This is a genomic window from Marinobacterium jannaschii DSM 6295, assembly GCF_000620085.1.
In the GTDB taxonomy this organism is placed as follows: Bacteria; Pseudomonadota; Gammaproteobacteria; order Pseudomonadales; family Balneatricaceae; genus Pontibacterium; species Pontibacterium jannaschii.
This window is the reverse complement of record NZ_JHVJ01000017.1, coordinates 46,229-60,600: the sequence shown is the minus strand read 5'-3', so window position 1 is coordinate 60,600 and position 14,372 is coordinate 46,229. Positions and strand designations below refer to the sequence as shown.

Annotated in this window: 11 protein-coding genes; 7 read left to right on the top strand and 4 right to left on the bottom strand. The window is 57.1% G+C overall.

Annotation, left to right across the window (positions count from 1 at the left end):
• Nucleotides 1-8 precede the first annotated feature (8 nt).
• Together Q354_RS0109535 and Q354_RS0109530 are read left to right on the top strand one after the other, a co-directional pair.
• Nucleotides 9-4,934 carry a pilus assembly protein gene (locus Q354_RS0109535; RefSeq protein WP_027857401.1) on the top strand — a complete coding sequence of 1,642 codons (4,926 nt, stop codon included), beginning with the start codon at nt 9-11 and terminating at the stop codon, nt 4,932-4,934.
• Between the two features lie 10 nt (nt 4,935-4,944).
• Nucleotides 4,945-5,382 carry a type IV pilin protein gene (locus Q354_RS0109530; protein ID WP_027857400.1) on the top strand — a complete coding sequence of 146 codons (438 nt, stop codon included), beginning with the start codon at nt 4,945-4,947 and terminating at the stop codon, nt 5,380-5,382.
• Between the two features lie 67 nt (nt 5,383-5,449).
• Here the strand turns inward: Q354_RS0109530 and Q354_RS27335 are convergent, their stop codons facing one another.
• Nucleotides 5,450-5,968, bottom strand: a complete 519-nt coding sequence (locus Q354_RS27335; protein WP_051560027.1) for a GspH/FimT family pseudopilin — start codon at nt 5,966-5,968, stop codon at nt 5,450-5,452.
• 273 nt (nt 5,969-6,241) lie between these two features.
• On the opposite strand from Q354_RS27335, the gene thiO reads away from it, so the two are divergent.
• A complete protein-coding gene (gene thiO, locus Q354_RS0109520; protein ID WP_027857399.1) occupies nt 6,242-7,342 on the top strand; it encodes a glycine oxidase ThiO in 1,101 nt (366 codons plus the stop codon).
• A 64-nt stretch (nt 7,343-7,406) separates the two neighbouring features.
• On the opposite strand, the gene nadE is transcribed toward thiO, so the two are convergent.
• Both nadE and Q354_RS25260 read right to left on the bottom strand, forming a co-directional pair.
• Nucleotides 7,407-8,240 (bottom strand): ammonia-dependent NAD(+) synthetase, encoded by an 834-nt coding sequence (gene nadE / locus Q354_RS0109515; protein ID WP_027857398.1) that lies wholly within the window; start codon nt 8,238-8,240, stop codon nt 7,407-7,409.
• A 306-nt stretch (nt 8,241-8,546) separates the two neighbouring features.
• Nucleotides 8,547-9,365, bottom strand: coding sequence for an outer membrane protein assembly factor BamD (locus Q354_RS25260; RefSeq protein ID WP_051560026.1), 819 nt, complete (start codon nt 9,363-9,365; stop codon nt 8,547-8,549).
• A gap of 139 nt (nt 9,366-9,504) precedes the next feature.
• On the opposite strand from Q354_RS25260, the gene rluD reads away from it, so the two are divergent.
• Entirely contained in the window at nt 9,505-10,476 is a 972-nt protein-coding gene (rluD, locus tag Q354_RS0109505) for a 23S rRNA pseudouridine(1911/1915/1917) synthase RluD (RefSeq protein ID WP_027857397.1), read from the top strand.
• 33 nt (nt 10,477-10,509) lie between these two features.
• A complete protein-coding gene (pgeF, locus tag Q354_RS0109500) occupies nt 10,510-11,247 on the top strand; it encodes a peptidoglycan editing factor PgeF (RefSeq protein ID WP_027857396.1) in 738 nt (245 codons plus the stop codon).
• On the opposite strand, the gene Q354_RS0109495 is transcribed toward pgeF, so the two are convergent.
• Entirely contained in the window at nt 11,238-11,699 is a 462-nt protein-coding gene (locus Q354_RS0109495; protein WP_036229280.1) for an Lrp/AsnC family transcriptional regulator, read from the bottom strand. The two genes, pgeF and Q354_RS0109495, sit on opposite strands and share 10 nt — an antisense overlap.
• A gap of 169 nt (nt 11,700-11,868) precedes the next feature.
• Here Q354_RS0109495 and Q354_RS0109490 point away from each other — a divergent pair, with 169 nt between their 5' ends.
• Both Q354_RS0109490 and imuA read left to right on the top strand, forming a co-directional pair.
• Nucleotides 11,869-13,515, top strand: coding sequence for an aminotransferase class V-fold PLP-dependent enzyme (locus Q354_RS0109490; protein WP_027857394.1), 1,647 nt, complete (start codon nt 11,869-11,871; stop codon nt 13,513-13,515).
• Nucleotides 13,516-13,629: 114 nt separating this feature from the next.
• Nucleotides 13,630-14,355 carry a translesion DNA synthesis-associated protein ImuA gene (gene imuA, locus Q354_RS25255; RefSeq protein ID WP_051560025.1) on the top strand — a complete coding sequence of 242 codons (726 nt, stop codon included), beginning with the start codon at nt 13,630-13,632 and terminating at the stop codon, nt 14,353-14,355.
• The last annotated feature ends 17 nt before the right edge of the window (nt 14,356-14,372 follow it).

The window sequence follows — 14,372 nt, the reverse complement described above, 5'->3', positions numbered from 1 at the left end:
GTTTATAGATGATTCTGTCCCGAATTTTCCGCGTAGTCATTACCCTGATTCTCTGTATTCAGGTCTCCAGCATACAGGCGGCAACTACGGCTGATTTTACCGCTATACCTCCTTTCCTGGCGTCGGAAACGGGCAAGCCAAATGTGATTATTGCGATGGATATATCCGGCAGCATGAAGGCAACCGCTTATGCTGATAAGGACGGTGGCTGGAAGACTGTATTGCATAATGACTTTGTCCAGACCAAGCGTTATTTCGGCTACTTCGACAGCGAGAAAAAGTACGCCTATAACGGTGCTCATGGTGTCTTTTATGAAACGGGTGCCCTCGGCGGTAGCGGTGATATTACCGGCACTCTGGCGAGTAATGAGTGGAACGGCAACTTCCTTAACTGGATGACCATGCGCCGCATCGACGTTATCCGTAAGGTCATGGTGGGCGGTAAGGTGACAGATCGTGCCGGCGAAACCATGAACCTTACCGGGACCGCGTCCACCTACTATGTGCTGGAAGCGCAGGATGAACCGCAGGACTATACCTTCCGCAAGGCCTACAGCAGCTCTTCGCAGTTCACACCCAGCAGCTTCGCTAACAACTCAGAGTTCCTGATCAGTGAAGGTCGTATTTCCCTGACGACCAGCGTCAACACGGCTGTGACTGCGCTGAGTGATAAGTTCGAAGTGGGCCGCGTCACTATGGACTGGAATGAGAATGATGATGGCAGCGAGCCTCCCTGGCACAGTGTCAGTTTTGCAAACAGCTATACCAGTCCGGTCGTGGTGGCGACAGCGGTGTCCTTTAACGGCGGTGATCCGACGGTAGCCCGGGTACGTAACGTGACCTCTACCGGCTTTGAGATACGGTTGCAGGAATATAACTACAGAGATGGCAATCACACCACTGAGGATCTGATCTATCTGGTCGCCGAAGAGGGTGAGCATAGTATTCCCCTGAGTAGCGGTGGATCACTCAATTTTGATGCCGGCTCGGTCAATACCAACAATACGTTGCTGCCGTCGGAAAGCAGTTTCAGTGGCGGAACATCGGTTGCGATCTCCGGTGTGACCGATCCGGTTATTTTTGCCGGTGTGAGCAGTTATAACGGCTCGGATGCTGTGCATCTCCGCGTTCACAATGTCAGTGATAGCTCCTTTGATCTTAAAATGCAGGAGGAAGAAGCAGAGGGCGCGCATACCCATGAAGATGTGAACTATATCGCCATCGAAAAGCATACCGGCGCAGTCGACTATAATGGCCAGTCGATCCCGCTGGAGATTGGCACTATGCCGTCGGTGGATGAAAACTGGGATACGCTGGATTTCAGCGTGACTTTCTCCGATGCGCCGCACTTTGCCGCTTCGATGCAGACCAGCAATGATGTTGATCCGGCGAATGTGCGTTTTGCTAACGGCGTCTGGAGCGCATCTCAGGTCGATGTACAGATATCGGAGGAAAAGTCGGATGATAACGAGCGCGGGCATGGTAATGAAGTTGTGGGTTATCTTGCCGCAGTAGGGACCAGCAACTACCGGATTCAGATCGCACTGGATCAGGAGCCCACCGGCATTATCCAGGAAAACTCGGCTGCGATTCGTTTTGGCCTGGCGGTCTACAATTACGATCAGAATAAATCGCCAACCAGCATCTATACCGGTAATACGGTACATGGCGGCACCTTCTATCCCTGCTATCCCGATGTGACAAAAGCGACCAGTGCCCAGTCGAATGATGATATCTGCCTGAGAACTGATGTGCGGGCACCCAATGCACTGGACAATATTATTACCGCTATCGAAGATCACCCGCTGATCTGGGGTACCACACCGATCGCTGAAACCCTTTATGAGATCTGGGGCTATGCCAGCCAGGGCAATGCCACAGGTGGCAGTGGTAAGCCTGCGTCTACCCCTGAGTATGAGGATGGCTCGAGCAGCAGTGCCAAGTATCCGGCTTTTCAAACCTCAACGGACTGGGATCCATACTACTACCCGGAGTACAGTGCCAAGCTGGAATGTGCCAAGACCTTTGTGCTGCACTTTAATGATGGCGCACCCTACAAGGACTGGGATGGTAGTGGTCATCCCTCAGGTCTCGACGAAGGCGATAGCGATGGTGGCACCCTGAATGAGATGCTGGATGATATCGCCTGGCAGATTCGGAACAATGACTGTCGTAGCGACCTGGACGGTCATCAGGAGATTATCAGTTACTACGTTTACGCTGCTCTGGGTGAAAATGAAGGTAACAATACCTCCACCAAGCGTATGCGCGAAGCGGCAGCTAATGGCGGCTTTATCGATACCGGCACTGATGGTTCCGGTATAGGTAACCATCAGCCGGACCCGGCGCATCCCTCTAACTTTAAGACCTACTATCAGACCTTTCTCGATGGGGGAACCTGTGACCCCAATGAGTGGGATGCCGATGGCGATTGCAGCCCGGATACCTTCTACTATGCCAATGATGCAGAATCCCTGTCGTCAGAGCTGAATGCGGCCTTTGACTCTATCAAGATCCGTGCCGCTTCAGGTGGCGCCTCGGCAGTAGTCGCCAGCAGTTCCACCGGTGATGGTGCTGAATACTCGGCCCTGTTCCAGTACCAGCAGACCAGTGGTACTGACTCCGTTTCCTGGACGGGTAATATTTACAGTACCTTTATCGATTCCTCGGGCTATTTTCGGGAAGATGATGGTGATGGCAAGCTGGAGGAAACCTCGGTCGATGGCATTATCACCTACTGCACTGAACCAGAATCGAAAGAGGTACGTGCTCATGTTGCCAGCAGCAGTGCCGATATTCCAACCGCTGCCGAGAAAACAGTCTGCTCTAAGGCCAAGTTCTCAAAGACGCTCTATACCCTGGGCTACGTCTGGGATGCCGACAGCTGGCTGAGCGGCATCGCCAATGCCAGCATCCCCAGTCAGCGTACCTATACCGATGACTCAACTCAGAAGCGCTATATCTTCTCGGCGCAGGATACAGACAGTAACCCGGGCAGTAACCTGACCGGCTGGAGCATTAGCAACAGCGAATCCCTCAACTTCATTGCCAGCAATTTCACTTCAGCCCGTGGAATGGCGTTGCTGGGGGCTGCAGACAGCAGCGAAGCCAGCAATATCGTCAACTTTATCCGTGGCCAGGAGATCAGCGGCTATCGCTCACGCCAGTTAAAGAATGATGAAGGCGTTACTGAGATCAAGCGCCTGGGGGATGTGATCAACGCCACCCCGGTAGTGGTAGCTGAGCCACGGGCCTTCTATGACGTTATTCACGGTGACTCCGGCTATGCTGCTTTTCGTGCCAAGTACAAGAATCGTCGTCATATGGTTTATGCTGGCTCCAACGATGGTATGTTGCATGGATTTAATGCCGGATGGTTTGAATCCTCGACCAAGACCTTTAAGAAGGGCTACAGCGGTACGGGCCAGTTTGCACTGGGGCAGGAGATGTGGGCTTATGTCCCCTATGCCATGCTACCGCACCTGAAATACCTCACCGACCCCTCTTACGGCAATGTGGCGGGTAACCATATCTTTGGTGTTGACCTGGAACCGGTGGTGTTTGATGCCAAGGTATTTTCCAGTGACAGTACCCATCCGTCTGGCTGGGGTACCTTGTTGGTCGGCGGGATGCGTCTGGGAGGGGGAGCAGTGCAGGTGGATACCGATGGCGACGGCGCTGCTGACCGGACCCTGAGTTCCTCCTACTTTATCCTCGATGTTACCGATCCGGAGCAGGCGCCTAAGCTGCTGGCGGAGATCTCCCATGAGAATCTCGGTTTTACTACCTCACGCCCGGCACCGGTGCGAATGGGCGACAGCTGGTACCTGGTGTTTGGTTCGGGACCGGATGCGACTAAGACCGGTATCACTGATGGTAGTAGCTCCCAGGCAGGCAAGGTGTTCCTGTTTGATCTCAATAATCTGGGATGGGCCAGTGGCTTTGGTAGCAGCGGTGTTATGACCTTGTCGGAATCAAACAGCTTTGTCGGCAGCCCGCTGGCGATGGATTTCAATACGGATGAACATGCCGATGCAATCTATTTCGGCACGGCCGCAGGCTCAGTGGGAAACTGGAGTGGCAAACTGCATCGTATCCGGATTCAGAATGGGGCCGATAACAGCACTTATTACCCACTGGCGTCATGGGCGGATAGTCTGCTCTACAACACGGGCGAACCGATGCTGGCCCGACCAACCGCTGGGATAGACTACAGCAACAACCGCTGGGTTTATGCCGGCTCAGGCCGTTTCCTGACCCGCTCCGATGCTTCCTATCTGGATACCCAGAAAATGTTTGGCCTCAAGGAACCGGTCAATAGCAGTGACAGTCTGACCTGGGCAGCCACTTCTGGCCTGGTGGATGTCACTTCTGCCGTGGTGAAAACCGCGGATGGCTCCCTTAGTGGCGTCAGCCACAGCGATCTGGATGGCACCCCGACCCAGCCGGAGCTGGAGGAAATTGTTGTCAGCAAATACAACGTTGGCGGCTGGGAAAAATCCTTTTCCTCCAATGCCGGTGAGCGTGTTCTGGGCCGGGCAACCCTGATTGGTGGCACGGTGGCCTTTACCACTTTCGCGCCATCATCCCTCACTTGTGAATTTGGCGGCGATGCCCGGCTCTATGCGGTGGACTATACCACCGGTACGGCCAGCGACCGGCCGATCCTGGGCACTGAAGGCACGGGTAGTGACGAGGTCAATATGAGCTCGGTCGAACTCGGAGGCTCCCTGGTGACCCGGCTGAATGCTCATCTGGGGGACGACTATGATAAACGTCATGATGCCAGTGATATCAGCAGTGATCACGACCAGACCCGCATCGGTCTGACCTCCAGTGACTCGGCCGGTAATAAGGAAAATACGGCGGCAGTGGTTGATGCTTTGTCCAATACCGGTGAGATGTCCTGGAAGCGTCTCTATCCGAAACTCTAAGGTTAGTGAAATGAAGAAAGAGCAGGGTTTCAGCCTGATTGAGCTGATGATAGCGGTGGCGATTCTGGGGATTCTGGTATCCGTTGCTTATCCATCCTATGTGGATTATGTCAGGGATGGCCGCCGCACCGATGGTCAGGCGATGCTGATGGAAGCGGCGAGCCGGATGGAGCGGGCCTTCTACACTAACCGCACCTATAGCACCGACCTGACCGATGCCGGCTTTTCGGCATCCTCCGGAGTCGACTCCGCTGAAGGCAGCTATAAGATCAGTGTAGTGGCGGCGACCGTCGCCTGCCCAGTTGCCAGCTGCTTTGTGCTGGAAGCCACGCCTCAGGGTAATCAGGCCGCTGATGGCAAACTGCGCCTGGATTCGGTCGGCAACCGCCTGCACGATGCCAATAATGACGGTGACTTTGCCGACTCCGGCGAAACCAGCTGGAACTGACTGGCGCTAACCGAGGTCCGGTGCGGTCGGCCTTATGCTGTCAGCACCTGAGATCCCCGTGTTCTGATCAGCACTCCGATACCGGAATCTTATCCTGATCACTTTCGATCCTTATCCGCCCCTGACGGTAAACAACCAGTTTACGCCGGTGCTTCTTCTCAGGATCGCAATAGACAAAGCTTCCGTTCTGGAAACGGGTGCGACCATTGGCGGCAAACTGCAGATAACGCGGTGCACTGTTGCGCCAGCGCAGGCTGCCTGACAGCTCCTGGCGAAACTCCTGTAACAGCGTCTCCCCGCTATCCAGCTGGCCATTGTGGTTTGGATCGATGAAGGTGGTGACACCCAGGTGCCAGTTTGAAGTACAGCGGTTGTCGGCCATCAGTCCGCAGCTGGAGACAAAGGTTTGGTGCACGACCGCTTCGTTGCGCGCTTTCATCAGTGTGTTGCTAAGGCGGTAAATTACACTGCGGGAGCGAATATCAGCGATCATTGCTGAGTACGAGGGGATGCCGATGGTTGTGACCATTATCGCAATCGCGACGACAACCATCAGCTCTACCAGAGTAAAGCCGTTTTGGTGCATAACACACTCCTTGTGTCAGGCGGTTTTCAGATCGTGTCTTTTACTACAGTGAAAGATCGTCCTGATCTGTCACTGATCAATAGTACACCTTGTTGATGTGGGCTGGAGTAACCCATTGTTATTATCTGGTACATCTTGAGGGGATGAATTCCTTATACTCTTGATGCCATTCGCAACAGATGGTCGTTGTCTGTTATATGTTGTCTTACGCTCCCGGTATGACTGGTGTGGATACCGGTTTCACTCACATAGCTGATACAGGATAAGTAGTCCATGTCTGAATTTTTGATTGTTGGTGGTGGTGTTATCGGCATGATGCTGGCGCGTGAGCTGGCGGTATCAGGTGCGGATGTGACCTTGCTGGATCGGCAACAGTGTGCCCGCGAGTCCTCCTGGGCGGGGGGCGGGATCGTATCACCGCTCTATCCCTGGCGTTACAAGGAGCCTGTGACCCAGTTGGCGACCTGGTCCCAGAGTAGCTATGTCCATCTGGCGCAGGAGCTGGAGGAGGATACCGGCTGTGATCCGGAGCTGCGTCAGAAGGGGATGTTTCTGGTATCGGTGGACGATGCCGATGCTGCCGTGGACTGGGCGCGACAGTATCACCGGCCGATGGCGAGGGTGGATGCAGAGTTTCTCTACCGTAAGGAGCCCAACCTGAAGCCGGGGCATGAGCAGGCGATCTGGATGCCGGAAGTCTCCAGTATCCGTAACCCGCGCCTGGGCCGGGCGTTGCGTGAGGATGTGAAGCGGCGCGACAATATCCGTTTGCTGGAAGACCATCAGGTGCAGGGCTTTATTCTGGAAGGCGAGCGGGTGCTGGGTGTGGAAACATCCCAGGGTCGGGTCTGTGCCGGGGATACAATTCTGACGGCCGGGGCCTGGACCGGCCAGTTGCTGGAGAGCCTTGGCCTGACACTGCCAGTGGCTCCGGTGCGCGGCCAGATGATGCTGTTTAAGGCGCCGGTGGGTCTGGTGAACCGGGTGGTGCTGATGGATGGGCGCTACGTGATCCCGCGCAATGATGGCCGGGTGCTGGTGGGCAGTACCCTGGAATATACCGGATTTGAGAAAGGGACCACCGAAGAAGCGCGGGCATCCTTGTATGAGACCGCACTGAATATAGTGCCGCAGTTGGCTGAATATGAGGTCGAACACCACTGGTGTGGCCTGCGTCCGGGTTCGCCTGAAGGTATCCCTTATATCGGGGCGTTGCCAGGCTATCGCAACCTGCATGTGAACGCCGGCCAGTTCCGGAACGGGCTGGTACTGGCACCGGCTTCGACCCGGTTGCAGGCTGATCTGTTACTGGGACGGCAGCCGATTATTGACCCGACCCCCTATGAACTGTCAGCTCGCCTGGAACAAAGCTGATACCGGCTACTGACCGGCCAAAAAGAAAGGCGCCTGATGGCGCCTTTCTTGTCTTACCGACAGCCTAGTCGTAGATCGTCGGAATCGGCTGGCGTTTATGTTGAGTCTTGTTGTAGATCTCAATCACCCGTTCTGTCACCGCGGCACTGACTGGCTGGCCTTCGAGGAAGTCATCCAGTTCGTCGTAACTCAGGCCCAGGGCATGCTCGTCTGCCTTCTGCGGTGCCAGGCATTCCAGGTCGGCGGTCGGGGTTTTCTCGACCAGTGACAGTGGCGCACCCAGGGTCTTGGCCAGCAGGCGAACCTGACGCTTACTGAGGCCAAACAACGGGGCCAGGTCACAGGCACCGTCGCCCCACTTGGTGTAGAAACCGGTCACATTTTCCGCCGAGTGATCGGTCCCCAGCACCAGGCCGCCGAGGATACCGGCCAGATGGTACTGTGCCACCATGCGGGCACGGGCCTTGACGTTCCCCTTGGAGAAATCGATGGTGCCCTCGCTGGCATTCAGCAGCGACTGCTGTTGCAGGGCAGCCAGCGTCTCTTCGTGGATACCGTCGGCGGCCGGTTTGACATTGAGGGTCACGACAGAGGAGGGCTGGATAAACTGCAGCGAGGTCTGGGCATCATCCTCATCCATCTGCACACCGTAGGGCAGGCGTACGGCAATAAACTTATAGCTGTCGCTACCGGCTTCTTGGTTGAGCTGCTCTATCGCCAGCTGGGCCAGGCGGCCGCAGGTGGTGGAGTCGACGCCACCGCTGATCCCCAGTACCAGATGTTTCAGGCCCGACTGTTTCAGGGTGTGCTTGATAAAGTCGATGCGACGGCTGATTTCGGCTTCCGGGTCGATCTGTGGAAGCACGCGCATCTCGTTGATGATTTCCTGTGCCTGCATGGGGCATGTTCTCCGCAAAAGAATATGAGCGAAACTGGGGGACAGCCATCATTCTAAGGGATTCAGCTGCGCGGGGAAATTCCCCCGGACGGGAAACGGGACAGGCCAAGTAATTCTGACCGAGAGCCTTAGGCATTCTCCATTCTGTCAGGGCTTCAGCTGCTATACTATCCCGGTTTGTCGCGGCTGCTACGGGATTAGACGCCCCGGAGCGGGCTGTAGTGACAGATGGCGATCTGAGAGAAAAAATAAACCCGGCTTCGAAGAGGCCGGGTTTTTCTTTTTATGAGCTTAATGCGTCAGGGATCAGCTTTCCGGGTCATCGCGGAACAGCTCGAACGTAGCGGCATCCAGCAGGGTCTTCTCGGGCCGTTTCACCGGTTTATAGTCATACTCCGGGAAGTTGGACTTCAGGACTTCCAGGCTGGACTGAGCCAGATCGTTCTGCCCCAGCAGGCCGTAGGCCTCGACCATGGCTGCCAGTGCATCCGGGGTGGATGGGGTTTCCTGATAATTCTCTACCACATAGCGTCCGCGGTTGGCGGCAGCCACATAGGCACCGCGCTGGATATAGAAACGCGCGACATGGACTTCGTGTTTTGCCAGGCGGTTCTTCAGGGCCACCATGCGCTGGCGGGCATCCGGTGCGTACTGGCTGTCCGGATAACGGCGCAGCAGGGTATTAAAGGCTTCGAAAGCATCCAGCGCCGCGCCCGGGTCACGGGTATGCTCATCCAGCGGCAGGAAGCGTACGAAGAAGGAACGGTCCTGCTCAAAGGCGGTCAGGCCCATCATGTAGTAGGCGTAGTCGATGTTCTCGTGGTTCGGGTGCAGGCGGATAAAGCGGTCGGCTGCGCCCCGTGCCGAACTGGACTCGTTGTTCTTGTGATAGGCGTAGATCAGCTCCAGCTGGGCCTGTTCGGAGTAGCGGCCAAACGGGTAGCGGGCTTCCAGCAGCTCCAGCTTTTCGGTGGCCAGCACATAGTTTTCTGCTTCCAGTGCACTCAGGGCCTGCTCATAAAGTTCCGGCTCCGGGATATCGGTCAGTTCTTTGCGATCATTGGAGGAACAGGCAGCAAGCAGGGTACTCAGAGCAGCAACAGCAATAATTTTGGTTAAACGCATCCAATGAAATCTCGATGTAGTCTGACGCCGTAACAGTTATACTGGGTGCAACAGATGTTGTGGTATTGATCCGCTGCGGTCTATTTAAACACAACCCCTACCCAAGCCAAAGTTTCCGCAGATTTCTTATTAGATTCCGATGTCAGAACAAATTCAGCTAGAAGCTCAGGTCGGTGATGAGCTGGTTGGCAAACGCCTCGATCAGGCCGTTGCGCAACTGTTTCCCGATTTCTCCCGTTCCCGCCTGCAGGGCTGGATTAAAGATGGTTCCTTGACAGTCGACGGAGCCGAAAAACGCACCCGTGACAAACTGTTCGGTGGCGAAACGATCCGTATTGATACCGAGCTGGACGTGATTGATCAGCACCAGGCGCAGGATATTGCGCTGGATATTGTCTACGAAGATGATGACATTATGGTGATCAATAAGCCGGCCGGGCTGGTAGTGCATCCTGCACCGGGCCACCCTGACGGTACCTTGCTGAATGCATTGCTGCATCACAGCCCGGAGATCGCTCAGGTGCCGCGCGCCGGCATTGTGCACCGTCTGGATATGGAAACCACCGGACTGATGGTGATCGCCAAGACCATTCAGGCTCAGACCGAGCTGGTGGTGCAGCTGCAGGAGCGGGCCATGGGGCGTGAGTACGAAGCGATCACCAACCGGGTGATGACCGGCGGCGGTACCGTGGATGAACCGATGGGGCGTGACAGTAAAAACCGCCAGAAGATGGCCGTGGTCGGGGTGGGTAAGGAGGCGGTGACCCATTATCGCGTACTGGGTAAATTCCGTGCCCATACCCATATCCGTCTCAAGCTGGAAACCGGCCGGACTCATCAGATCCGCGTGCATATGGCCTATATCAACTACCCGCTGGTGGGCGATCCGGTCTATGGCGGTCGCTTCCGCCTGCCGAAGGGCGTGTCTGAGGAGATGCAGCAGGAGCTGCGTCACTTTAAGCGTCAGGCCCTGCATGCCAAGAAGCTGGAGCTGTGGCATCCGGTCACCGGTGAGCTGATGTCCTGGGAAGTGGACCTGCCTGAGGACCTGCAGCAACTGCTGGCCTGCCTGAAGCGTGATCTCGAAGGCCACACTGACGAAGCTTTGTAAGCGGGATAATCCAAAGTTCTGTGGAGAGGCATTATGAAACTGATCCAGGCTGACTGGCCGGCACCGGCCCATATCCATGCACTGGCCAGCACCCGTCAGGGGGGCGTCAGTACTGCACCCTATGACAGCCTGAATCTGGGCGATCATGTCGGAGATCAGCCTGTTGCCGTGGCACAGAACCGAGACCTGCTACTGGCCTCCCAGGGCTTGCATCGCCGGCCGCAGTGGCTGCAGCAGGTGCATGGCACTACGCTGGTTAAAGCCTCTGATGATGGCTCGGTACCTCAGGCTGACGCCTGCTGGAGCGACCAGCCGGGACAGGCCTGTATTGTGATGACGGCCGATTGCCTGCCGGTACTCTTTACCGATCGCCTGGGCACTAAGGTCGCTGCCGCGCATGCCGGCTGGCGCGGGCTGGCCGAGGGCATTCTGGAGCAGACACTGCAGATCTTCGCCGATCCGGCTGAGGTCATGGTGTGGCTGGGACCGGCGATCGGTCAGGCGGCCTTTGAGGTCGGTGATGAAGTGCGTGAGCGCTTCTGCGAGCTGTTGCCGCGCTCAGAAGCGGCCTTTATCCCCGGCGAGCGGGCCGGTAAATGGCAGGCGGATATCTGTCAGCTGGCGCGCCTGCGGCTGCAACGGGCCGGAGTACGACAGATCCACGGGGGCGGTTTCTGCACCTACGCGGACAGCGCCCGCTTCTTCTCCTATCGCCGCCAGGCCCAGACCGGCCGCCTGGCCAGCATGATCTGGATCGCCGATCAGAGGTAATCCAGCGGCAGCTCAGTGGTACTTTTCATCTGCTCCATCACAAAGCTGGCGCTGACATCGGACAGGTCCGCCTTGATCAGCTTTTTATACAGTCGGTCATAGCCGGGCATGTCCGGCACCACTGCCTTGATCAGGTAGTCCAGGTCGCCGCTGGTGCGGCACACCTCTAGCACCTCCGGAATATCCGCCAATACCCGCTGAAACTGCTGTGCCCAGGCATCGTTATGCTGGTTGGTGCGGACCGCAATATAGACCGTGAGGGACAGGTTTAGTTGTCCGGCATCCAGCAGTGCCACCCTGTGGCGGATCACGCCGCTTTTATCCAGTTGCTGAATACGTCGCCAGCAGGCGGTTTTGGAGATTGCCACCTGTCCGGCGATCTGGCCTACCGAGAGGGTTGCATCCCGTTGCAGCAGGTTCAGTATCGCCTTGTCGATTCGGTCTATGTTCATAGTTGTTCCGTAGTATTTGCTAGGGCTGAAACTATATTCCCTTTTAATGGGCTTATTTGGGAAGTAATTCCTGATCCAAGCCGATCGGGTTGCCATTCAAAAACAATGTTCCGGCCGCTTCGCTCTACACTTTGCTTATACCCAGTCGAGTTTATGAACGGAGCCCCTTATGTCGTTGTCCCTGGAAAGCCTGCAGCAGGCCGTGCTGGGCGAAGCTGTCCCACTGCAGACCCCCTTTGGTACCAAGCCGCTGATCTATGCCGACTACACCGCTTCCGGCCGTAGCCTCCGTTTTATCGAAGACTTTATCCGCCAGAAGGTGTTGCCGTATTACGCCAATACCCACAGCGAAGCCTCCTTTACCGGGCGTCAGACCAGTGCCTTGCGTGACCAGGCACGACAGCAGGTCCGTCAGGCGCTGAATGGCGGACCTCAGCACAAGGTGATCTTCTGCGGCAGTGGAGCCACCGCAGCGATCGACAAGCTGATCGACCTGCTCAGCCTGCGCCTGCCTGCCGCGCTGGATCAGCGTTATGGCTTCAGCGCACAGATTCCCGAGTCAGAACGGGCGGTGGTGTTTATCGGCCCCTACGAGCACCATTCCAACGAATTGCCCTGGCGTGAGAGTATCACCACCCTGGTCACCATCCCGCTGGATGCTGAGGGTTTGCCGGATCAGGCGGAGCTTGAACGGCAGTTGCAACATTACGCTGACCGGCCGCTGAAACTGGGCAGCTTCTCTGCCGCTTCCAATGTCACCGGCATCAAGAGCGATGTCCCGGCGATCACCGCATTGCTACAACGCCATGGCGCGCTGGCGTTCTGGGATTACGCTGCTGCCGGGCCTTACGTCAGGATCGACCTGCAGGACAGCGGCGCGGATGGCCTGTTTCTGTCGCCGCACAAGTTTATTGGCGGGCCGGGTACGCCGGGTATTCTGGTACTCAATGAAGCCGTACTGAGTAACTCGGTTCCGGCCGTGCCGGGCGGCGGTACCGTGCTCTATGTGACGCCGGAGGATCACCGTTATGTGGCCGATATCGAGCGACGCGAGGAGGGCGGCACCCCGGCGATCGTGGAATCGATCCGCGCCGGGCTGGTGTTCCGGCTGCAGCAACAGATCGGTCCGGAGCTGATCGAACAGCGCGAACATCGGTTTATCCGCCGTGCCCTTGAGCGCTGGGCGGCCCATCCGGCGGTCGAGGTGCTGGGCGGTAGCGAAGCCGAGCGGCTGTCGATCTGTTCATTACAGATCCATCATCAGGGCAAGCCGCTGCACTATAGCTTTGTGGTGGCACTACTGAATGACCTCTTTGGTATTCAGGCCCGCGGTGGCTGTTCCTGTGCCGGGCCTTACGGCCATCATCTGCTGGGACTGGATATGACACGCAGCAAGGCGCTGGAGTCGCGGCTGCTGGCGGGGGATACGATGTTGCGGCCGGGCTGGGTGCGGCTCAACTTTAACTACTTTATCGATGAAGCGACCTTTGACTACCTGCTCAGTGCGATCGAGCTGGTGGCGCAACATGGCTGGCGCTTGCTGCCCTATTACTGTTTCGACCGCAGCGCCGGTGTCTGGCGCTATCAGGGAGAGTCACCGGCGTTGCCCGTGTCACTGGATGATGCCTTTTCGCCTTCGCCGCTCTCGTCTGAGGCGGAGATTGCAGAAAAGCCTGACCTGATGTCACTGCTGGCGGACGCCGAAGCTGAATTGCTGCGTTTCAGGCCGCAACAGGCGCGTTTTACGCTGGATCTGGCGGCTGAATCCGAGGCTCTGTGCTGGTTTCGTTTACCGCAGGAGATCGTTGTCGGATAGGGTGATCAGGCTGTTTTCGTGAAATAGGACCAACGGAGGACTTGCAGCCGCCGTTTTTTTTAACCAGAATACTGTATAAATAAACAGTATTCTGGTTTTCGCGGAGGCAGCGAGATGGCAACTCAGGCAGATTCTCTGGATGGATTGTTACAGCAGGGCAAAGTCTGGCAGGCAACCCGGCCGGTTATGCCGCAGGCAGAAAGCGTCAGCAGCGGCTATCCCGAGCTGGATGAGATGCTGCCGGGCCGTGGCTGGCAGCCGGGTGAACTGGTGGAGCTGCTCTACGATCGCGAGGGCAGTGGCGAGCTGCGGATGGTATTACCCGCGCTGGCGGCTCTCTGCCGTCGAGAGGAGGATCTGGCGGGTAAGAAGGGCTGGCTGCTCTGGGTCGATCCGCCCCATATCCCTTATGCCCCGGCGCTGGCGGAGGCGGGCATCGATCTCTCCCGTATTCTGGTGGTGCGCAGTAACAGTCGTCGTGATCGCCTCTGGTGCCTGGAACAGGCGCTGAAGAGCGGCTGCTGCAGTGCGGTGCTGGGCTGGTTGCCTGCCGGGCAGGAGAACGCGGTCCGCCGTCTGCAGCTGGCCGCCAGTGAGAGTGCTACCAGCGCCTTTCTGTTCCGCCCTGAAGCCTGTCGGAGCCAGAGTTCTGCTGCGCCCTGCCGTATCCTGCTGCAAAGCCGGCAGCAGGGCAGCGATATCACCCTGCTGAAGCGCCGCGGCGGCTGGCCGCAGCCGGCCCGTCGCCTGTTGCTGGGTGAAGAACAGATTCTGCCTGCCGTCACGCCGGTCGTTGCCCGGCCGCAACCTCAGCCGGTGCAGCTGCGCCGGGTGAAATAGGCCGCTGCCTGACGATC